Annotated in this window: 19 protein-coding genes and 2 tRNA genes; 4 read left to right on the top strand and 17 right to left on the bottom strand. The window is 67.4% G+C overall.

All coding sequences use genetic code 11. The features are described 5' to 3' along the window. Positions 1–113: 113 nt before the first annotated feature. The 3 genes from ASF06_RS15655 to ASF06_RS15645 form a co-directional block, all read right to left on the bottom strand. Positions 114–190 (bottom strand) — tRNA-Ile (locus ASF06_RS15655). A gap of 54 nt (positions 191–244) precedes the next feature. Further along, positions 245–1,504 carry a glycosyltransferase gene (locus ASF06_RS15650; protein WP_235501040.1) on the bottom strand — a complete coding sequence of 420 codons (1,260 nt, stop codon included), beginning with the start codon at positions 1,502–1,504 and terminating at the stop codon, positions 245–247. A 64-nt stretch (positions 1,505–1,568) separates the two neighbouring features. Continuing rightward, a complete protein-coding gene (locus ASF06_RS15645) occupies positions 1,569–2,486 on the bottom strand; it encodes a DMT family transporter (RefSeq protein WP_055949174.1) in 918 nt (305 codons plus the stop codon). Positions 2,487–2,528: 42 nt separating this feature from the next. Here ASF06_RS15645 and def point away from each other — a divergent pair, with 42 nt between their 5' ends. After that, complete coding sequence (gene def / locus ASF06_RS15640) at positions 2,529–3,095, top strand: peptide deformylase (RefSeq protein ID WP_055949171.1); 567 nt, start codon at positions 2,529–2,531, stop codon at positions 3,093–3,095. 25 nt (positions 3,096–3,120) lie between these two features. Here the strand turns inward: def and ASF06_RS15635 are convergent, their stop codons facing one another. The 14 genes from ASF06_RS15635 to ASF06_RS15575 form a co-directional block, all read right to left on the bottom strand. Further along, the gene (locus ASF06_RS15635) at positions 3,121–3,426 is read right to left on the bottom strand and encodes an AzlD domain-containing protein (RefSeq protein WP_055949169.1); all 306 of its coding nucleotides are present in this window, start codon (positions 3,424–3,426) and stop codon (positions 3,121–3,123) included. Continuing rightward, the gene (locus ASF06_RS15630; protein WP_055949166.1) at positions 3,423–4,148 is read right to left on the bottom strand and encodes an AzlC family ABC transporter permease; all 726 of its coding nucleotides are present in this window, start codon (positions 4,146–4,148) and stop codon (positions 3,423–3,425) included. The genes ASF06_RS15635 and ASF06_RS15630 overlap by 4 nt, the downstream gene beginning before the upstream one ends. 75 nt (positions 4,149–4,223) lie before the next feature. Next, positions 4,224–4,296, bottom strand: a tRNA-Asn gene (locus ASF06_RS15625). A gap of 68 nt (positions 4,297–4,364) precedes the next feature. Continuing rightward, positions 4,365–5,360, bottom strand: a complete 996-nt coding sequence (locus tag ASF06_RS15620) for a D-isomer specific 2-hydroxyacid dehydrogenase family protein (RefSeq protein ID WP_055949162.1) — start codon at positions 5,358–5,360, stop codon at positions 4,365–4,367. After that, positions 5,357–6,169, bottom strand: coding sequence for an ATP-binding cassette domain-containing protein (locus ASF06_RS15615; RefSeq protein WP_055949158.1), 813 nt, complete (start codon positions 6,167–6,169; stop codon positions 5,357–5,359). Before ASF06_RS15615 ends, ASF06_RS15620 begins: the two co-directional genes overlap by 4 nt. Before the next feature lie 11 nt (positions 6,170–6,180). Then, complete coding sequence (locus ASF06_RS15610) at positions 6,181–7,905, bottom strand: dipeptide ABC transporter ATP-binding protein (RefSeq protein WP_082501004.1); 1,725 nt, start codon at positions 7,903–7,905, stop codon at positions 6,181–6,183. Further along, positions 7,902–8,963 carry an ABC transporter permease gene (locus tag ASF06_RS15605; RefSeq protein ID WP_235501039.1) on the bottom strand — a complete coding sequence of 354 codons (1,062 nt, stop codon included), beginning with the start codon at positions 8,961–8,963 and terminating at the stop codon, positions 7,902–7,904. The genes ASF06_RS15610 and ASF06_RS15605 overlap by 4 nt, the downstream gene beginning before the upstream one ends. 2 nt (positions 8,964–8,965) lie before the next feature. Beyond that, complete coding sequence (locus ASF06_RS15600) at positions 8,966–10,066, bottom strand: ABC transporter permease (protein WP_055929116.1); 1,101 nt, start codon at positions 10,064–10,066, stop codon at positions 8,966–8,968. A 108-nt stretch (positions 10,067–10,174) separates the two neighbouring features. Next, positions 10,175–11,806, bottom strand: coding sequence for an ABC transporter substrate-binding protein (locus ASF06_RS15595; protein ID WP_055949150.1), 1,632 nt, complete (start codon positions 11,804–11,806; stop codon positions 10,175–10,177). 193 nt (positions 11,807–11,999) lie between these two features. Next, a complete protein-coding gene (dnaG, locus tag ASF06_RS15590; protein ID WP_055929121.1) occupies positions 12,000–13,895 on the bottom strand; it encodes a DNA primase in 1,896 nt (631 codons plus the stop codon). Continuing rightward, complete coding sequence (locus ASF06_RS15585) at positions 13,895–15,172, bottom strand: deoxyguanosinetriphosphate triphosphohydrolase (protein WP_442853934.1); 1,278 nt, start codon at positions 15,170–15,172, stop codon at positions 13,895–13,897. The genes dnaG and ASF06_RS15585 overlap by 1 nt, the downstream gene beginning before the upstream one ends. Positions 15,173–15,176: 4 nt before the next feature. Then, positions 15,177–16,379, bottom strand: a complete 1,203-nt coding sequence (gene dusB, locus ASF06_RS15580; RefSeq protein ID WP_055949147.1) for a tRNA dihydrouridine synthase DusB — start codon at positions 16,377–16,379, stop codon at positions 15,177–15,179. A 110-nt stretch (positions 16,380–16,489) separates the two neighbouring features. Continuing rightward, the gene (locus ASF06_RS19595; protein WP_157439231.1) at positions 16,490–16,627 is read right to left on the bottom strand and encodes a hypothetical protein; all 138 of its coding nucleotides are present in this window, start codon (positions 16,625–16,627) and stop codon (positions 16,490–16,492) included. After that, positions 16,624–17,325, bottom strand: coding sequence for a DsbA family oxidoreductase (locus ASF06_RS15575; RefSeq protein ID WP_055949144.1), 702 nt, complete (start codon positions 17,323–17,325; stop codon positions 16,624–16,626). Before ASF06_RS15575 ends, ASF06_RS19595 begins: the two co-directional genes overlap by 4 nt. A gap of 113 nt (positions 17,326–17,438) precedes the next feature. Here ASF06_RS15575 and ASF06_RS15570 point away from each other — a divergent pair, with 113 nt between their 5' ends. The 3 genes from ASF06_RS15570 (at position 17,439) to ASF06_RS15560 (ending at position 20,057) form a co-directional block, all read left to right on the top strand. Continuing rightward, on the top strand, positions 17,439–17,927 hold the full coding sequence (locus ASF06_RS15570) for an aminoacyl-tRNA deacylase (protein ID WP_055929135.1): 489 nt from the start codon (positions 17,439–17,441) through the stop codon (positions 17,925–17,927). Between the two features lie 235 nt (positions 17,928–18,162). Further along, entirely contained in the window at positions 18,163–18,837 is a 675-nt protein-coding gene (locus ASF06_RS20225) for a DUF222 domain-containing protein (protein ID WP_082501001.1), read from the top strand. Positions 18,838–18,857: 20 nt separating this feature from the next. Beyond that, complete coding sequence (locus tag ASF06_RS15560) at positions 18,858–20,057, top strand: HNH endonuclease signature motif containing protein (protein WP_157439230.1); 1,200 nt, start codon at positions 18,858–18,860, stop codon at positions 20,055–20,057. Positions 20,058–20,211: the final 154 nt, after the last annotated feature.

Here is a 20,211-nt window from a genome sequence, read left to right as displayed (position 1 = left end):
CCTAAGCGTCATATCGCCGCGGACAGCGTCAGATCGCCGGGGAATCGGAGTCGAACCAAGGAGAATCGCATCGAGCGAAGAATGTGCGGTCGACATTTCGAGCGCATGTGTGTTGGTAGGGCGTGTGGGACTTGAACCCACGACCGACGGATTATGAGTCCGCTGCTCTAACCGGCTGAGCTAACGCCCCCTGCGGGATCCGCGACTCTCACGAGCGCCCGGATGCCGAGTCACCACATTACCGCTATTCGTGCGAGGCGCTCGGCGAGACGATCAGGGGGTCGGTGACGACCTCGCCCCGGTACAGCTTCTCGAACGTCGTGAGGGTGCGCTGGATGTCGTGGGCCGCGATGAGACGCAGCGACGCGTTCTTGAGGTGGTCGAGCTCGTCTTGCGGGAGCGTGAGCACGTCGGCAAGCCTGTCGGCCATCTCCTGGGCATCCCCCGGCGCGAACAAGTGCCCGTTCTCGCCGTCGTGCACGAGGTGCGGCAGTGCCATCGCGTCGGCCGCGACGACCGGCAGCCCCGACGCCATGGCCTCCATCGTGGCGATGCTCTGCAGCTCGGCGATCGACGGCATGGCGAACACCGTCGCGCGTGTGTAGGCATCGCGCAGCTCCTGCTCGGTGACGTAGCCCGTGAAGGTGACGCGGTCGGCGATGCCGAGGGTGGAGGCCAGCGTCTCCAGATTCTTCTTCTGGTCGCCGCCGCCCACGATCTCGAGCTGCGCGTCGAGCTCGGAGGGAAGAAGTGACACGGCCTTCAGGAGCACGTCGATCTGCTTCTCACCCGTGACGCGCCCGACGAACAGGATGCGGTTCTTCGGTCGAACAGTGAAGTCGGGAGTGTAGTTGTCGGCGTTGATGCCGCACGAGATCGCGTAGACGTTGCTGAGTCCGGTGGACTTCTCGAGGAACTCCGCCGCGCGCCTGGTCGGCGTGGTGATCGCGCTCGCGCGGCCGAAGGTGCGCTTGGCGGCCTTCCACGCGAGACCGACGGCCCAGTCCTGCCACGACTTGGGAAGGAGCGTGAATTCGAGCAGGTTCTCGGGCATGAAGTGATTGGTGCCCACGATGCGGATGCCGCGCTTCTCCGCCTCGATGGAGAGCCCGCGGCCCACGACGATGTGCGACTGGAAGTGCACCACGTCGGGCTTGACCGCGTCGAGGATCTTGGCGCTGTTCTGGTTGATGACCCAGGGAAGGGCGTACCTCAACCAGTCGTGCGGATACCAGCGAAAGCTGCGCAGCCGGTGCACCGTGATGTCGTGACCGTCGTAGGTCTCCGTCCACGTGCCGTGCTTCTTGGAGGCCGCCGGCGCAACCACGTGCACGTCGTGACCCCTCGAGGCCATGCCCGATGCCAGTCGTTCGGAGAAGCGGGCCGAGCCGTTGACGTCGGGCGAGAAGGTGTCTGCGCCGATGACGATGCGCAGCGGCCGTTCGGAGGAAGCCGGCGACGGCACCTCCGCCGAGGCGGGACGTGGGTCGGAGGAATCTGACACGGAATGAGCCTTCTGTTGGGAGATGAGGGGTCGAGCGCGGTCGGGACTAAAAGGACAAACTACCTTAGCGCGCGATCTGAGGGTGGTAGCGGGCGAGTCCGAAGACGCCGACGATGGCGATCAGGCCCGTGATGACGTAGCCGATCATGGCCCACCACGGGGCCTGCGAGGCCTCACCGAGCACGATGATGCCGATTCCCACCGCGATGAGCGGGTCGACGACGGTGAGTCCGGCGACGACCAGGTCGGGCGGACCCGACGAATACGCCGTCTGCACGAAGTAGCCGCCGAGGGCGAAGGCGGCGACGAGACCTGCGACGCAGACGAGCGTGAGCCACTCGAAGTCGCCCTGCTGGAAGCGTTTGATGACGACCTTGGCGAGGGTCGCGACGAAGCCGTAGAGCACGCCGGCGCCGATGATGTAGCCGACCGCGCGCACGCGGCGGCGGAAGACGATGAATCCCGCCCCGAAGACGAGGAGCACCACGGCGAGAATCACCAGGATGACGGCGAGCTGCAGCTCGTCGATCGGCCGGTCGCGCGCGGTGAACGCGGCGAGCACCACGAAGAGGAACACTCCCCCGACGCAGAGCACGATCGACAGGATCGACTTGCGATCGAGCTTCACCTTGCTCAACCGCGAGTTCAGGAACGCCGTCATCACGAGCGCGACGACGCCGAGCGGCTGCACCACGATGATCGGCGAGAAGCCCAGGCTTGTCAGCTGAAAGACGACGGCGAGGCCGAGCATGAGGGTTCCGAACACCCACGACGGTCGGGAGAGCAACGACCACAGCTGCCTGAGGTTGAGCCCGCTCGACCCGGACGACTTGGTGTTCTTCTCGACCTTGGCGACTCCGCGCGACTGGAACTGCGCTCCGAGGCTCAGGAAGACCGCGCCGACGATGGCGATCGGAATACCGATGAACTGGGCCGGATCGAGGGCGAACTGGTCCTGGATGTCGGTGAGTTCGGGAGGCACCCCCCGAGGTTACCCTGACCGCCGCGCCGATAGGCTTAGCGAATGGCCGTTCTTCCGATTCGCATCTCAGGCGACCCCGTTCTCCACTCCCCCGCCGCCGAGGTGACGTCGTTCGACGACTCCCTCCGCCAGCTCGTCTCCGACATGTTCGAGACCATGGATGCGGCGCCGGGCGTCGGGCTCGCCGCCCCCCAGGTCGGAGTTCCGCTCCGGCTGTTCACCTTCGGCTGGACCGATGACGACGACGTCGAGCACCGCGGCGTCGCCATCAACCCTGTCCTCTTCATCAGTCCGCCTCCCGTGATCGAGAGCGACGAGGACTCCGACGCCGAGGGCTGCCTGTCGTTCCCCGGCGAACGTTTTCCGCTCGTGCGCTCGGCCGACGCCCTGCTGCGTGCCGTCGATCTCGATCAGAAGCCGTTCGAGATCTCCGCATCCGGATGGCTGGCCCGCATCTTCCAGCACGAGTTCGATCACCTGAACGGCATCCTCTACGTCGATCGGCTCGAGTTCATCTACGGGCGCCGTGCCTCGAAGGTCGCGCGCAAGAAGGGCTGGACCGCGCCCGGCAGCAGCTGGCTGCCCGGAGTCGACGACCTCGACGCCTAGCGGGCAATCCTCGTCGGCCTGTCCGTCACGTCAGGGCACGGATGCCCGCGGCGACGACGGCCGCGCTGACGACGACCACGATGAACGGCACCCGCAGCGCGAACATCACCGCGGCCACGATGACGGCGGGCACCCGGGCGTCGAGCGTGAGCTCCTGCCCGTGGGCGAAGGTCTGCAGCGAGATCAGTGCCGCCAGCAGGGCCACGGTCAGCAGATCGACCATGCGCGCCGGAGTCGGTCTCTCGAGAAGTCGTGCCGGCACGAGATAGCCGAGCGTCTTGAGGCCGAAGCACAGGATCGACGCGAGAAGCACGACGTGCCAGGTGGTCATGGCGTGCCCTCCGACGACGTGTGCGGCGGGCGGCGTGTTGATCCCAGCCAGTTCGTCGCGCCGAAGACCACGGCGACGAGGGCGGCCACCAGCACGGGCAGGCCGGGCATGAGCGCCGGAGTCAGGAGGGCGGCCACGAAGCCCGCCGCCACGGCGACGGCCTGTGCCTGAAGCGTGGCCAGACGCGGCCAGAGCAACCCCAGGAACGCGGCCGCAGCAGCCGCATCCAGTCCATAGGCGCTCACGTCTCCCAGTAGATCGCCGATGACCGCTCCGACGAACGTCGTGAGGTTCCACCCGAGGTAGACCACGAGTCCGGTCACCCAGAATCCGATCCTCTGCGACCGGATCGACCCCTGCGCGGTCGAGACCGCCGTCGACTCGTCGATCGTCAGATGGGCCGCGACCGCCCGACGCGCGAATCCCCGACCGATGACGGGAGACATCCTGATCGCGTACACGGCGTTGCGCGAACCCAGCAGCACCGCGGATGCGACGGCTGCCGGCCACGCGGACAGACCGCCGGACGCGAGCACGCCCACGAGAGCGAATTGCGACCCGCCGGTGAACATGACGAGGCTGAGCACCATCGTCTGCCACAGGTCGAGACCTGCACCCAGCGTGGCGAGGGCTCCGAACGAGATGCCGTATGCCGCGGTGGGCAGACCGACGGCCAGGGCCGCGCGGACGGCACGGGTGTCCTCTGCGCTACGGATCTTCATCAGGTCATCGTTCTACTGAGTCGGCGGAGGGTACAAAAAAGACCACCAGGGGTGGAGCCCGTGGTGGCCTTTTCGCTCCCCGACTTGGACTCGAACCAAGAACCTGCCGGTTAACAGCCGGCTGCTCTGCCAATTGAGCTATCGAGGATTGCTGGAAACAGCGTAGTTACACTATCACCTATTCGGCGATGCCTTTGTCACGCGCATCGACCTCCATCAGTATCCCACAACCGGGTCGACCACTCCGTCGAAACCGCCCTCGCCGAGGAAGGCGCGCGTGTTGTTCGCCACCCTCCGGGCGAGCAGCGGACGGGTCATGTCGGGCGTGTCGGCGCTGTGCGGCGTGATGATGACACTCGGCGCAGTCCAGAGCGGATGCCCGTCGGGAAGCGGCTCAGGGTCCGTCACGTCGACGCCGGCGCCGGCGATGACGCCCGCCTGCAGGGCATCGACCAGGGCATCGGTGACGACGAGCCCGCCCCGTCCGATGTTGACGACGATGGCGGAGTTCTTCATCAGACCGAACTGCTGCTCGCCGATGAGCCCGCGCGTGTCGTCGGTGAGCGCCGCCGCCAGAATGAGCACGTCCGCGCTCGGGAGAACAGCATCGAGTCGATCCGTCGACACCGTCTCGGACGCGCCCTCCACGGGGGCGCTGCCCCTTCGCACGATCGTCACAGAGACGCCGAACGGCTGCAGAAGCCGGATGAGTTCGAGTGCGATTCCCCCGGCGCCCACGATCACGACGTGGAGACCGTACAGCGAGGTACCGAGCGTGCCGTCGCCCCAGGAGCGGGCGGACATCCGGAGCGGGAGGCGGCGCAGCAGAGCGAGCGAGAGCATAAGGGCGTGCTCGGCGACAGGTTGGGCGAACGCGCCCTTGGCGCTGGTGACGGTCAACGACGGCCGTGCAGACGACGCGAGGATGGAGGCGAAGGCGTCGACGCCCGCATAGGGCAGTTGGATCCAGCTGAGCTGCGGATTCTCGGCGAGGACCGCGCCGAAGCGTTCGGCGCCCTTCGGGTCGAGCCAGATCAGGCCGCGGGTCGCCGCCGAGAGCGGTGCGACCTCGCCCCCGGCCGACTCGACGGCGTCGACGAAGAGGGGCTCAGGCTCGGGCAGAACCGCGATCGGACCGGGAGTGGGTCGAGCGTCGTCAGACGGAACGAAGGCCGGGGATGCGAGGATCTCGCGATGCTGCGAATCGCTCACCGCTGATCGCCCGACACCGTGCGGGCCAGGCCCTGAACGTAGGGGTGGTGCGGGTCGTCGAGAACCTCGTCGATGGTTCCCAGCCCCACGACCATGCCCTCGTGCAGAACCGCGATCCGATCGACGGAGCGGCGGAGGACGTCGAGATCATGACTGATGATGATCGCGCTGGCCCCACGATCGCGCTGCAGCGAGGCGATGACGTCGACGACCTGCCCGCGCACGGAGACGTCGATACCGGCGGTCGGCTCGTCGGCGACGAGGAACACAGGGTCCATCACCAGGGCACGAGCGACGGCGACACGCTGGCGCTGACCGCTCGAGAGCTCGTGCGGGAGCATGTTGAGCATGCCTACCGGGAGCAGGAGCCTGTCGACGAGGGTCGCGGCCTTCAGCCCGGCGTCGTTGGCGTCGAAGTGCTTGTCGCGCAGGAACAGCGGCTCGGCGATGATCTCGGCGACCGTCATGTTCGACGTCAACGTCGAACCGGCATCCTGCGCCAGATGACCGATGCCGAACGTGAGCCTGCCCAGCTTGCGGCCGCGCGTTCGCTTCATGTCGTAGCCGAGCACGGAGAGCGCGCCTCCGACGATGCGCGGTGCTCCCTCGCGCGACGGCGCCATGGCCGCCGAGCCGGAGATCACCGACGCGATTGTCGACTTGCCCGAGCCGCTCGATCCCACCAGCCCGATGATCTCGCCCGGCTCGACATTCAGCGTGAAACCCTTGACCGCCGTGTGGGCGGCGCTGACGCTGTGTGCCGGATATTCGATCGTGACGTCAGACGCCGTCATTATCCGTTCGCTCATGGATACCGACCCTAGCCGTCGACCGCCTGGAGTCGGTGCAGCGCCTCGCGCCTGGCCTGCTGTTCGATCGGATCGGGCACCGGCAGCGAGGCCAGCAGCCGCTGGGTGTACGGGTGCTGCGGCGCACCGAGCACCTCGGCCCCCGTGCCCTCCTCGACGAGTTCTCCCTTATAGAGAACCGCGATGCGGTCCGCCAGCAGATCGACCACGGCGAGGTCGTGGCTGATGAACAGCGAGGCGAAGCCGAACTCCCGCTGCAGCTCGGTGAACAGATCGAGAACGCGCGCCTGCACCGACACATCGAGTGCACTCGTCGGTTCGTCGGCGATGAGGAGCTTGGGCCTGAGAGCGATCGACCGGGCCAGGCTCGCGCGCTGCCGCTGACCGCCGCTGAGTTCGTGCGGATAGCGATCGCCGAACGCCTTGGGCAACTGCACGGCCTCGAGGAGCTCGTCGACCTGGGCTCGGGCATCGCGGGAATCGGCGGCGCGGCCGTGAACGACCAGCGGCTCCGCGACGCAGTCCGCGATCGTCAGCAGCGGGTTGAAGCTCGAGGCCGGGTCCTGGAACACGAACCCGATATCGACCCGCGCACTGCGGAACGCCCGCTCCCGGATGCCGAGCATCTCGCGGCCGAGCACGCTCAGCGACCCGCCGGTCACCTTCGAGAGGCCCGCGATCGCGCGTCCGATCGTGGTCTTTCCCGAGCCGGACTCCCCCACGAGGCCGAGAACCTCGCCCTCCTTGATCTCGAACGAGACGCCGTTGACGGCACGGAAGCCGCCGCGGCCCAGGCGACCCGGGTATTCGATGACCAGGTCGCGAGCGACGACGACGGGCGTGGTCGACGAGTCGCGCTCGAGACGCTCCTGGGTGCGCACGGCAGCGCGGGCCTCGCCCTGGCCGATGTGCGGAACGGCTGCGAGCAGCTGCTTCGTGTAGTCGGCCTGGGGCGACGAGAACAGGGTGCGGGCATCCGCCTCTTCGACGACCTTGCCCTGGTACATGACGACGACCCGATCGGCGAGGTCGGCCACGACGCCCATGTTGTGCGTGATGAGCACGATCGCGGTGTCGAACTCGTCTCGGAGGCGCCGGAGCAGGTCGAGGATCTCAGCCTGCACCGTCACGTCGAGGGCCGTGGTCGGCTCGTCGGCGACGATGAGGCCGGGGTTGAGGACCAGAGCCATCGCGATCACGACACGCTGCTTCTGTCCACCCGAGAACTGGTGAGGGTAGTAGTTGACCCGTGTCTCGGGGTCGGGAATGCCGACTCGACGCAGGATGTCGATCGCCTGCTTCTTCGCGTCCTTGCGTGAGACGGATCCGTGGGCGCGGATGCCCTCCGCGATCTGCCATCCCACTGTGTAGACGGGGTTCAGCGCGGTCGACGGCTCCTGGAAGACCATCGCCACGTCTTCGCCGCGAAGACTCCGGAGGGCGTTCTGCGAGGCATCCACGATGTCGGTCGTGCGGCTTCGGTCGCGGCTGCGGAGCAGGATGGATCCGCTCGAGGTGGCGGTCGACGGCACGAGTCCGAGGATCGACTTCGCGGTCACGCTCTTTCCGCTGCCGCTCTCCCCCACGATGGCCACGATCTCCCTCGGCCGCACGGCGATGGAGACGCCGTCGACGGCCCGCACCGCTCCGCCGTCGGTGGCGAAGGTGACCCGGAGGTCGACGATCGAGACGATGTCGGACTCGCTCGTCATTGCATCGGTGGTTTCTGCGCTCATGAGACCCGCTCCTCGTCGTCTGCTGTCGATGCGTCGTCGGCGACAATCGACTCCCCTGTCGCTCCGGCGCCGTGCGGCTCCGCCCCGTTGTCGGGTGTCGGCGCACCGGTGTCGAGTGCGGCACGCCGGCCGCGCAGTCGCGGATCGGCGAGGTCGTTCAGGCTCTCGCCCAGGAGCGTGATGCCCAGCACGGCGAGCACGATGGCGAGACCCGGGAACAGCGACGTCCACCAGATTCCACTCGTCACGTCGGAGAGGGACTTGTTGAGGTCGTATCCCCATTCGGCTGCGGCCGTGGGCTCGATGCCGAAGCCCAGGAACCCGAGGCCGGCGAGCGTGAGCAGCGCCTCGGACGAGTTGAGGGTCAGCAGGAGGGGCAGGGAGCGGGTGGCGTTGCGCAGGACGTGCCGGAAGACGATGCGGGGAGCACGCGTTCCGATCACCTTCGCGGACTCGACGTACGCCTCGCTCTTGATGCGCACCGTCTCGGCACGGATGACCCGGAAGTACTGGGGAATGAAGACGACCGTGATCGAGATGGATGCGGCCAGGATCCCACCGAAGAGATCGCTTCGCCCGCCCGAGATCACGATCGACATCACGATGGCCAGCAGCAGCGACGGGAAGGCGTAGATCGCGTCGCAGACGACGACCAGGACGCGGTCGAGCCACCCTCCGATGTAGCCGGAGACGAGGCCGAGGAAGATTCCCGCGAAGATCGAGAGGATGACCGACACGACGATGGTGAGGATCGCGGTCTGCGCTCCCCAGATCACCCGCGAGAGCACGTCGTAGCCGCCCACGGTCGTGCCCAGCAGGTGCTCGGCGTTCGGGGCCTCCTGCGCCCCGAACGGGGTGCCGTCGCTGCGGAGCTGCGCGAACCCGTAGGGCGCGAGGAGCGGTGCGAAGACCGCCGTGAGCACGAAGACACCGGTGATGACGACGCCGGCGATCAGCATTCCGCGCTGCAGGCCGATGCTCGATCGCACCTGCTCGAAGAGCGGGATGCGCGAGGCGAGACTGCGCTTCGGGCGGGTTTGAGCGGTGGTTGCCGTCACGACTAGTACCTGACTCTCGGGTCGATGAGCGCGGCGATGATGTCCACGATGAAGTTGGTCACGGCCACGATCACGGCCAGGAGGGCGACGATGCCCTGAACCGCGACGAAGTCACGCGCCTGAAGGTAGTGGGCCAGCTGGAATCCCAGGCCCTTCCACTCGAAGGTCGTCTCGGTGAGCACGGCGCCGCCGAGCAGGAGCGCGATCTGGAGGCCGATGACCGTGATGATCGGAATCAGCGCGGGACGGTAGGCGTGCTTGCGCACGAGCCGGAACTCGGTCACGCCGCGCGACCTGGCCGAGTCGACGTAGTCGGTGCCGAGCGTGCCGATGAGGTTGGTGCGCACGAGCCTGAGGAAGACGCCGGCCGTGAGCAGACCGAGTGCGACGCCGGGAAGCACCGCGTGCGAGAGCACGTCGCCGATCACCTCGGGATTGCCGGTTTGAAGGGCGTCGATGAGGTAGATGCCGGTCTTCGACTGCAGGAACTGCATCTGCAGCTCGGCCCCGGTGGATGCGCGACCCGCGACCGGGAGCACCTGCAGCCAGACGGCGAAGACGAGCTTGAGCAGGAGTCCCGCGAAGAAGACGGGGGTGGCGTAGCAGAGGATGGCGAAGATGCGGAGGAACGCATCGGGAGCCCGGTCGCGGAAATAGGCGGCGACCATTCCGAGCGGAATGCCCACGATGAACGCCACGATGAGGGCGTAGAACGCGAGCTCGAGGGTGGCGCCGCCGTAGGTCAGCAGAACCTGGGTGACCGGCCGGTTGTCGCTGAGCGTGCTGCCGAAGTTGCCGGTGACGATGTTGCCGAGGTACTCGAGGTACTGCACGATCAGGGGTCGGTCGTATCCGGCCTCGTGGATGCGCTCCTGCAGCTGGGGCCCCGTGAGCTTGCCGCCGAGGGCCGCGGTGATGGGATCGCCTGTGGTGCGCATGAGGAGGAAGACGAGGGTGACGAGGATGAACACCGTCGGGATGATGAGCAGGAACCGCACCAGGATGTAGCGGCCGAGTCCTCCCCCACCCGACGACGACCTGCGTCGGAGAACGGCCGGAGGTGCGGCCGATGCCGGATCCGGAGAGCTGAGTTCTGCAGTCACGTGCGTGTGTCCCTTGATATAAACGACGGGTGACGTGACTCAGGGGCGAAGCGCGTCTGCGCCTCGCCCCTGAGCCACAATGCTAGAGCGACTCTAGCCTGTGGCCGATCAGCCCTTTGTCAGTGCTCCGTAGCGGAACTTGAACGAGGCGTCGAGCGTGTCCGACGTTCCCTCGATGGTCGTTCCTGTGACGGCGACCTGGGCGCCCTGCAGGTACGGAACCGTCGAGAGGTCCGCCGCGACGGCATCCTGAATCTGTTCGATGATCGCCGTGCGCTCCGCCGGGTCGGTCGTCACGGCCTGCTTGAGGATCAGGTCGTTGACGGCCGGGTTGTCGTAGTGGTTGGCCAGGAAGTTCTCGGTGAGGAAGAACGGCGTCAGGTAGTTGTCGGCGTCGGAGTAGTCCGGGAACCAGCCGAGCTGGTAGGCCGGGTACACGTCGGTCGTGCGGTCCTTCGAGTACTGGACCCACTCGGTGGTCTCGAGGTTGACCGTGAAGAGGCCGCTCGACTCGAGCTGGTCCTTGATGAGCGCGTACTCGTCACCCGACGACGGGCCGTAGTGGTCGTTGCTGTACTGGAGCGACAACTCGACCGGGCCGGTGACGCCGGCGGCCTCGAGCGTGGACTTGGCCTTGTCGGCATCCGGGCCGCCGTTTCCGTCGCCGTAGGGCGCCTTGAGCGACTCGGTGGCTCCGGTCAGGCCCGCGGGAACGTAGGAGTACAACGGCGTGTAGGTGCCCTTGTAGACCTGGTCGGCGATCTCGTCGCGGTCGATGAGGTCGGCGACGGCCTGACGCACGGCGAGGGCCTTGGCCGGGTCGGCCTCGGGGGTCTTCGCGCCGAACGGCTGCGTGTCGAAGTTGAAGACGATGTAGCGGATCTCGCCGCCGGGACCGTCGACGACCTTGACCTTGTCGTTGCCCTTGAGGTCGTCGATGTCGGTCGCGGAGAGGCTGCGGAACGCCACGTCGATGTTGCCCTCCTGGATGTCGAGCTTCAGGTTCGACGAGTCCGCGTAGTACTTCACGTTGATCTGGTCGCTCTTGGCGGCACCCAGTACACCCTCGTAGCCGTCGAACGCCTTGTAGGAGATCAGGTTGTTGAAGTCGTAGTTGGTGATCTCGTACTGTCCGGCGAAGGCCTTGCCCGCGACGATGTCCTCGTCGCTGGTGAGCTCGGTCGCGGAGAAGACGTCTTCGTCGACGATCGGGCCGGCAGGGCTCGACAGGATCTGCGGGAACACCTGGTCGTCGGCCGACTTGAGCGTGAAGACGACGGTGGTGTCGTCGGGGGCGGCGACGGAGTCGAGGTTGTAGAGCAGCGACGCGGGGCCGTTCTCGTCGTTGATCGCGACCTGGCGGTCGAACGTGAACTTCACATCGGAGGACGTGAGGTCGTTGCCGTTGGCGAACTTCAGTCCGGGCTTCAGCTTCACGGTGTACTCGGTGGGCGAGGTGAACTCGGCCGACTCGGCGATGTCGGGCTCGACGTCGGGGCTGCCGTAGGGAGTGTTCATCAGGAAGGGGAACACCTGGTTCATCACGGCGAACGAGCCGTTGTCGTAGGAACCGGCCGGGTCGAGCACCGTGACCTTGTCGGTCGTGCCGATGGTGATTGCGCTGCCGCTCGTGCTGCCGCCGGTCGAACCGCCGGAGCACCCGGCGAGCACGAGGGCCACCGCTGCTGTTCCGGCGAGCGACGCGACGACTCGGGTCGTGCGTGTGGATGCGGATTTCATATCCGTCTACCTCTCTGGAGTGATATTTCAGACACAGATGTACCCCGAACGGGGCTTTCCGTGATTGCTGTATCCCAGTCATACCGCAGCGCATGAACTGTCACCAAGCTGACAGCATGCGGCGGCGGACATGTTTACCGGATCGAAACAAGTCGCTTTCTGTCCAGCAGCATCGCTTTGCTGCCAACCTCGACTATTCGCGCAGTGCGCGCCTGTCGGCCTCGACCTGCATCAGCTGGCGCTGCAACGAGCGATGCTCGTCGGGGTGTGCGGTCGCATCGGTGCGCTGGAACTGGCCGAGCAGCTCCTCCTTGCGACGAACCAGGTCGCGTTCGACCAGCGACAGCACGACCTGCTGGAGATAGACGTCGAGTTCTCGTTCCGGGCGCTCGGGCACCGGGGCGACCGCCAGCTGGGCGACGAGCGTCTTCACGGGGTCGGGCACGGTCTCCTGGATGATCGACGCCCAGTCGGGCCTGTCGAACGAGTTCAGGCGCATGGCCACCGCGTCGCGCACCGCCGCCAACGCACCGTTGCTGAATGCGACAGCTGTGCCGCGCGCAAGCAGGTCCTTTCCGACGCTGGTCGGAAACTGGAGCATCGCCATGAGCGCGTCGCGCTCGAGGCGGGTCGCCGTGGTGCTCGGCAGGCTGGTGAGGGATATCGCGACGGGCGGCGCGACCTCGAGCGAGGTGATGGATGCCGGCCCGCCTTCTGCGGCCGGTGCCAGTCGTGGAGATTCCAGTTCGCGGGACGTGGCGTGCTCGCTCGACCTGCCGGCGGCATCCACCGCTCGGCCGACCTCGCCGAGGTCCATGCCGAGCAGCCGGGCGAGCTCGCGGGCGTAGCCGGGCCGGATCGACGGGTCACGGATGTCGGCCACGACAGGAGCGGCGGCCCGCAGCGCGGCCACGCGGCCCTCGACCGAGTTGAGGTCGAACGTCGAGAGTCGCTGTTTGATGACGAATTCGAACATGGGCTTCTTGCCGGTCACGAGTCTGCGCACCGCGTCGTCGCCCCGGCCCAGCCGCAGATCGCAGGGGTCGAGCCCGTCGGGAGCGACCGCCACATAGGTCTGCGCGGCGAACCGGTGCTCCTCGCTGAACGCGCGCAGCACCGCTTTCTGGCCCGCGGAGTCGGGGTCGAAGGTGAAGATCACTTCGCCGAGCCCGGCCGTGTCGTCGGACAGCACGCGACGCATCACCTTGATGTGATCGACGCCGAAGGAGGTGCCGCAGGTGGCGACCGCGGTCGTGACCCCGGCCAGGTGGCAGGCCATGACGTCGGTGTAACCCTCGACGATCACGACCTGGTGGCTGCGGGCGATGTCGCGCTTGGCGAGGTCGAGCCCGTACAGCACCTGCGACTTGTGGTACACGAGGGTCTCGGGCGTGTTCAGGTACTTCGGGCCCTTGTCGTCGTCGAGCAGGCGGCGCGCGCCGAATCCGACCGTCTGGCCCGTCTGGTCGCGAATGGGCCAGATGAGCCGACCCCGGAACCGGTCGTAGCTTCCGCGCTCGCCGGTGCTCGTGAGTCCGGCGGCGCTCAGCTCCTCGGCGGTGAATCCTTTCGACCTCAGGTGCTTGCCGAGGATGTCCCACCCCTTCGGCGCGAAGCCCACGCCGAAGCGCTCAGCCGCAGAGGCGTCGAAGCCCCTCTCGCCGAGGAAGCGCCGGCCCACCTCGGCATCGGGAGTCATCAGCTGTTCGATGAAGAACTCGCGTGCGGCGTCGTTGGCGGCGAGCAGCCTCGCCCTGCTCGAGTAGTCGCTCGGTGCTCCCCCGTCTTCGTAGTGCAGCTCGAAGCCGATGCGCGCGGCCATGCGCTCGACGGCCTCGCTGAACGAGACGTGGTCCATCTTCTGCAGGAAGGTGAAGACGTCGCCGCCCTCGCCGCAGCCGAAGCAGTGGTAGTAGCCCACCTGCGGGCGAACGTGGAAGCTGGGGCTGCGTTCGTCGTGGAACGGGCAGAGCCCCTTCATCGACCCGACTCCCGCGCTCTTCAGCGTGACGTACTCGCCGACGACGTCGCCCAGATTGATGCGGGAGCGCACCTCATCGATGTCACGCCTGAGAATGAGTCCAGCCATCAGCCGAGCAGTCCCCTGCTCCAGGCGATCGCGGACTGGTCGGTGAGGCTGGCGACCTGGTCGACGACCACGCGCTTGCGGGCGGCGTCGTCGGATGCCTCGCGCCAGTCGGCCGCGAACGCCACCTCGAGCGCGCCCTCGCCCAGCCTGAAGAGCTCGGTGGCCAGCGACGTGAGAATGGCGCGCTGCTCGACGTAGAGGGGCTGGCGCGAATCGCTGGCCATCACGTAGGCGGCGACGATGCCCTTGAGCACCGCGATCTGCGCCTGCACGGGGCGAGGAACGACGACGCTTCCGCCAAACCGTGCAAGCGCCTCGGCGGGGTACGCCTCGCGGGTGGCCGCCGTGGATCGCCCGGCGAAGCGGCCGATCAGCTGGCTGGTGAGATCCTTCAGCCTGCCCTGCGCTAGCCGGGAGCCGTCCCAGCCGTCGAGCCAGATCTCGAGGGAGGTCAGCTCATCGAACGCCGCGGTCAGTTCGTCGCGGCTGAACTCGCCGCCCACCCACGACGAGATGGCGGCTACGAGGTCGTCGTGGTCGGCCCGAGCGCCCAGGGCTCCGACGTCGATGTAGCCGGTGAGCACGGCGTCTTCGAAGTCGTGCACCGAGTACGCGATGTCGTCGGAGAGGTCCATGACCTGTGCCTCGATGCACTTCTGCCCCGCGGGCGCACCATCGCGCAGCCAGCGGAACGCGGCGTCGTCTTCGGGGTAGACCCCGTACTTCGCTCGCCCGCTGGGGTCGCCGATGGCGTCGGCGATGGTCCACGGGTACTTGCAGCTGGCATCGAGGCTCGCCCGGGTGAGGTTGAGCCCGGCGCTCGTGCCGTCGGCGAAGACCACCTTGGGCTCGAGCCGGGTGAGGATGCGGAGGCTCTGCGCGTTGCCCTCGAAACCGCCGATGTCGGCCGCCCATTCGGCCAGCGCACGCTCACCGTTGTGCCCGAACGGCGGATGCCCGAGGTCGTGGGCGAGACAGGCCGTGTCGACGACGTCGGGGTCGAGCCCGAGACTCGTCGCCAGTTCGCGGCCGACCTGGGCGACCTCGAGCGAGTGCGTGAGACGGTTGCGGGCGAAGTCGAGGTCTGCCGGCGAGAGCACCTGGGTCTTGGCGGCGAGCCGGCGGAATGCGCTCGAGTGCAGGATGCGCGCGCGGTCGCGGGCGAAGTCGCTGCGGCGCGAGGAGTGCTGCTCGGCGACGATGCGGTCGCTGTCTCTTGACTCGTAGCCGAGGGGCAGGACGGTGATCGGGGATGCGGTGTCGGAGAGTGAGGTCACGGCACTATCCGCCACTGTGGTGGAGCTCTGCGCTGGCGAGTTCGGCGCGCTCGGGCATGGCGAGCTCGCGGGAGTCGAGCCACTTGTCGGGGAGCGAGGGGCGCTTGGGCGAGCCGGCGCGGCCGCGCGGACCTTCGGCGTCGATGCCCGGGTACGGGAGGGAGCCGTCGAGGGTGGCGAGCACGTCGTCCATCTCGGCGAGCGAGGAGACCATGCTGAGGCTGGCCCGCACCTCGTGGCCCACGGGGTAGCCCTTGAAGTACCAGGCCACGTGCTTGCGGATGTCGCGGCAGGCGCGGTCTTCATCGTCGAAGAACTCGCTCAGCAGCTCGGTGTGTCGACGGATCGCCGATGCCACCTGGCCGAGTGTCGGAGCCGCCCGCGATGCGGACGCCACAGAGGGGTCGAGCTCGCCGCTTCGCACACGGAACGCGTCGGCGAGGTCGCCGAACAGCCACGGACGACCGAGGCACCCGCGCCCGACGACGACCCCGTCGCATCCGGTCTCGTCGACCATGCGTATCGCGTCGTCGGCCGACCAGATGTCGCCGTTGCCGAGCACCGGGATGCTCGTGATCGTCTCTTTGAGGGTGGCGATCGCAGACCAGTCGGCCTGGCCCGAGTAGAAGTCGGCCGCCGTGCGGGCGTGCAGGGCGATGGACTTGACTCCCGCACCCTCGGCAGCCTTGGCCGCCTCGAGGTAGGTGAGGTGGTCGTCGTCGATGCCCTTGCGCATCTTCACGGTGACGGGGATGTCGCCGGCGGCGTCGACCGCCTCCTCGACGATCTGGCGGAACAGCCCGAGCTTCCAGGGCAGCGCGGACCCACCGCCCTTGCGCGTGACCTTGGCCACGGGGCATCCGAAGTTCATGTCGATGTGATCGGCGAGGTTCTCATCGACCAGCATGGTGACCGCCTGGCGCATGGTGGCCGGGTCGACACCGTAGAGCTGGATGGATCGAAGGGTCTCGGACGGGTGGTGGCGGATCAGCCGCATGGATTCCGGGGTGCGTTCCACGAGGGCGCGGCTGGTGATCATCTCGCTGACGTAGAGACCGGCGCCGTACTCGCGGCAGAGCCTGCGGTACGCGGTGTTCGTGATACCGGCCATCGGCGCGAGCACCACCGGAACATCGAGCTCGATCGGGCCGATGGAGAGTTTCGGCGCCGGAGCTGTCTGGGTGGCTGTGGCGAGGGAGGAAGTCATGACTGATCGATTCTCCCAGAGAAATCGGTGCATCGTGCCGGAGGCAGACGAACTGTGGACGACGATGGGCGCGTCGGGTCTGTCACCGCGGCCGGCTCACTGCGGGTCGGTTACTGCAGGTCGGCGGCGACGGTCGGTTCGACGGTGCAGGTGCCGTCGACGCAGACGGCACCGGCTGCTCCGAGGAGTCGCAGCGCAGGGGCGGTTGCGGGCGCGAGGATCTTCGCGCTGTCTACGGCGTCGGTCATCGTGCTGCCGGCGCGTCGGTGCGCTCGCCCGCCACCTGGCCGAACACCTCGGAGAACGTGGCGGCATCCTGCGCACCCGAGACGCCGTACTTGCCGTCGATCACGAAGAACGGCACGCCCTGGATGCCGTACTCCTGCGCCTGGCGCTGGTCGGCCCTCACAGCGGCGAGGTACTCGCTCGATTCGAGCGATCGCACGACGTCGTCGCGGTCGAGTCCGATCTCGGCGGCGAGATCGGCGAGATCATCGATGCGGCCGACGTTGCGGCCCTCTTCGAAGTACGCCTTGAGCAGTCGTTCCTTGGCCTCGAGCTGCAGGCCGTGCGCCTTCGCATAGTGGATGAGTTCGTGCGCCTTCACCGTGTTGGCATGCTGCAGCGCGTCGTAGTCGTAGTGCAGTCCCACGTCTTCGGCGATGCCGACCACGCGGGTGAGCATCTGCCGGGCCTGCTCCGCCGGAATGCCCTTGTGGTTCGCGAGGAACTCCACCTCGTCGCCCTCGAAGTCGACGGGCGTATCAGGCGAGAGCTCGAAGCTGTGGTACTCGATCTCGACCGACGGGGTGCCGGGCGTCGCCGCGAATGCCTCGATGCCCGCCTCGAGCTTGCGCTTGCCGATATAGCACCACGGGCAGGCGATGTCGCTCCAGACGTCGACCTTGATGGGAGTGAGGGCTGCGGGATTCTGAAGATCGGTCACACGGGTGGCAACGGCAGGATGATCGTTGCTATTCCCACGTCGTGGTCTCGATGATCGTCGCGATCGCGATCTGCGTCGGGAAGGTTCTCGCAGCTGCGTGGTTGACTTCTTCTATGACGACGTCAGGACGTGACCGGGTGATCGAGGATGCGACGAGCCGAGGGCTTTCCGTGGAGATCGTCGAGCGTCCGCCCGCGAACAGCCTCGAAGAGGCGGCGGCAGGCCTGGGCCTCGAGCCGTCGGGCATCGTGAAGACCCTCGTCGTGAAGCGACACGACGGCGACTTCGTTTTCGCGCTGGTGCCGGGCGATCGGCAGATCAGCTGGGCGAAGCTGCGCGCGATCGTGAAGGTCAACAAGCTCTCGCTTCCCCACCAGGACGTGGCGCGCGATGCTACCGGCTACGAGCGCGGCACTATCACTCCGCTGGGAAGCACCACGGCGTGGCCGGTGTTCGCCGACGAGCGCATCGTCGGACGGCGCATCGCGCTCGGCGCCGGCGCGCACGGCCTGTCGGCCTTCGTCGACGCAGACGCGCTCCTGGATGCCTACGGCGCGACGGTCGCGGACATCACCGACGAACTGAAGCCGCGCTCAGCCTGACGGCACGGCCGCGTGCCGCGCGCTGGGCTCCCCGTCCGTTCCCTGAGCTTGTCGAAGGGCCGCCCGAGCTCGCCTCATCCTCTCCTCCACAGCCCCCGTTCTGGCCAAGTTATCCACACCCATATTCCCTGATCATGCATTAAATGCCCCTGCCGACCCAATGTCAGTGGCTACTGTTTGACTTCTCGTATGGACCTCCACGACGCATCCCTCGGCGACATCGCCGAGCGCCTCCGTGAGCTCCTCGACGAGAACCGCGCAGCCCTGTACACCGGTGCCAGCCCAGGCGCCGATCCCGGTGACGCCTTGCTCGAAGCGGCCCACGCCTGGGAGGCGATCGGTCGCGCCGGCGACGCGGCCCGCACCTGGGTCGCGGCCGAAGTCGCGAACGAGTCCGGCCCACGCCTGGGAGGCGATCGGTCGCGCCGGCGACGCGGCCCGCACCTGGGTCGCGGCCGAAGTCGCGAACGAGTCCCGCCGCGAACTCGACACCACAGGGCTGGCATACCGTCACGGGTTCCCGTCAGCGCGAAAGCTCCTCGCCGCGACCGCGAACGTCTCGGAGCGCACTGCGGCGGCCCGCATCGGTCTGGGTCAGCGGTTGCGGTCGTCGATCTCGATCTCGGGAACTCCGAATCCGAGTTTCTTCCCGGTCGTGGAGGAGGCGTTCTTCGCCGGTCAGGTGGGTGTCGATACGGCGGCGGTGATCTGCCGCACCCTGTCCGAGGTGGTGAACCGCACTGGCTGGTCGGATGMCACCGACCGGGCCGAACGGCATCTGGTCGCCGCGGCGATCCCGAACGGCATCTGGTCGCCGCGGCGATCTCGGGAACCCCGAATCCGAGTTTCTTCCCGGTCGTGGAGGAGGCGTTCTTCGCCGGTCAGGTGGGTGTCGATACGGCGGCGGTGATCTGCCGCACCCTGTCCGAGGTGGTGAACCGCACTGGCTGGTCGGATGCCACCGACCGGGCCGAACGGCATCTGGTCGCCGCCGCGATGGCCACGATCGCCGATGCCGCCATCGATGCCAATACCGATACTGACGCCGACGCCGATGCCGGCGCGGATGCAGGTCTGGACGAGGGAGGCGGCACAGGCGACGTGGACGCCTTGTGGAGGGTGCCGAGGCGGTACACGGTCGAGGAGATCGGCCGGCTTGTGATCCGCATCCGCGAACACCTCGACCCCGACGGTGCCCAACCCCGCGACGCCGTAAAACAGTCCCTGCGTGGGTTCAGCTACCCGAAAGTGGGCGCCGATGGCATGGCGAGAGGCCGTTACGCGCTCCCACCTCTGCAACTCGGAGTGTTCCTCGCCGCGGTCGACTCCATCCTCAGCCCGCGCACCCCCGACACACCGAATCCGCCACCACGCACGGCAAGCCAAGAAGTGACCGATTTCGGTCATGCCGGTGCAGGCATCACCGGCAATCAGAGCATCTTCGGGGACCAGGCAGACGGTGGGCTCGCGAGCGACGGCCTCTCTCCGCACGAACCCGCATCACAAGACGACACCACGGGCGACGAGGCGGTCATCGACTCGCGCACGGCGGAGCAGAAGCTTCTCGATGCGGTCATGACCCTCCTCGAGCTGGCCGCCACCTCGCCGACCGCGTCGCTGCTGAACGGGGCGGCGCCGACCGTGAACGTGCACGTCACCCTCGACGACCTCCAATCCGGGCACGGCGCCGCATGGATCGACGGCACTTCGGAGCCCATCCCTATCAGCACCGTCGACCAACTCCGCTGCCACGGCGACACCATCACCACCCTCTTCGGTCAGCACGGCGAGGTCCTGCATCACGGCAAGACGAAACGGTTGGCCACCCGAAGGCAACGCAGAGCACTCGCCGCCCGGGACGGAGGATGCGTCATCCCCGGCTGCACCGCGCCACCCTCACGGTGCCAGGCCCACCACGTGACCCCGTGGGTGAGTGAGGACTATCCCCCCGGACGGACCGACATCGACAACCTCGCGCTACTGTGCCCGTTCCACCACGCCACCATCCACACCTCGGCATGGCAACTCGTGATGATCCACGGCAGACCGCATGTCAGACCACCGAGCTGGCAAGACCCGAACCGATCACCGAGGCCCGCCGGACACCAACGAACAGGCAGACCATGGTGACCCCGGTAACCCTGGTGACCCTGGTGACCCCGACCAGCTCGGTGTCGGTCGCTGATAATCCCATCACCTCGGATCAACCGATGGCGCCAGCCGGATGCCGGGATCCGAATAAACCCTGTAGAGCCCTCCGCAAACCCAGCAGAAACCTCCGCAA

The organism is Agreia sp. Leaf244 (assembly GCF_001422695.1).
Taxonomy (GTDB): Bacteria; Actinomycetota; Actinomycetes; order Actinomycetales; family Microbacteriaceae; genus Agreia.
Note: the sequence above shows the minus strand (reverse complement) of the source record. Positions and strands in the feature narration are given on the sequence as shown.

Excerpts from the sequence above, each read along its gene's own strand:
- def (WP_055949171.1), top strand. The coding sequence starts at position 2,529 with ATGGCCGTTCTTCCGATTCGCATCTCAGGCGACCCCGTTCTCCACTCC.
- ASF06_RS15635 (WP_055949169.1), bottom strand. The coding sequence starts at position 3,426 with ATGACCACCTGGCACGTCGTGCTTCTCGCGTCGATCCTGTGCTTCGGC.
- ASF06_RS15630 (WP_055949166.1), bottom strand. The coding sequence starts at position 4,148 with ATGAAGATCCGTAGCGCAGAGGACACCCGTGCCGTCCGCGCGGCCCTG.
- ASF06_RS15615 (WP_055949158.1), bottom strand. The coding sequence starts at position 6,169 with ATGAGCGAACGGATAATGACGGCGTCTGACGTCACGATCGAATATCCG.
- ASF06_RS15610 (WP_082501004.1), bottom strand. The coding sequence starts at position 7,905 with ATGAGCGCAGAAACCACCGATGCAATGACGAGCGAGTCCGACATCGTC.
- ASF06_RS15595 (WP_055949150.1), bottom strand. The coding sequence starts at position 11,806 with ATGAAATCCGCATCCACACGCACGACCCGAGTCGTCGCGTCGCTCGCC.
- dnaG (WP_055929121.1), bottom strand. The coding sequence starts at position 13,895 with ATGGCTGGACTCATTCTCAGGCGTGACATCGATGAGGTGCGCTCCCGC.
- dusB (WP_055949147.1), bottom strand. The coding sequence starts at position 16,379 with ATGACTTCCTCCCTCGCCACAGCCACCCAGACAGCTCCGGCGCCGAAA.
- ASF06_RS19595 (WP_157439231.1), bottom strand. The coding sequence starts at position 16,627 with ATGACCGACGCCGTAGACAGCGCGAAGATCCTCGCGCCCGCAACCGCC.
- ASF06_RS15570 (WP_055929135.1), top strand. The coding sequence starts at position 17,439 with ATGACGACGTCAGGACGTGACCGGGTGATCGAGGATGCGACGAGCCGA.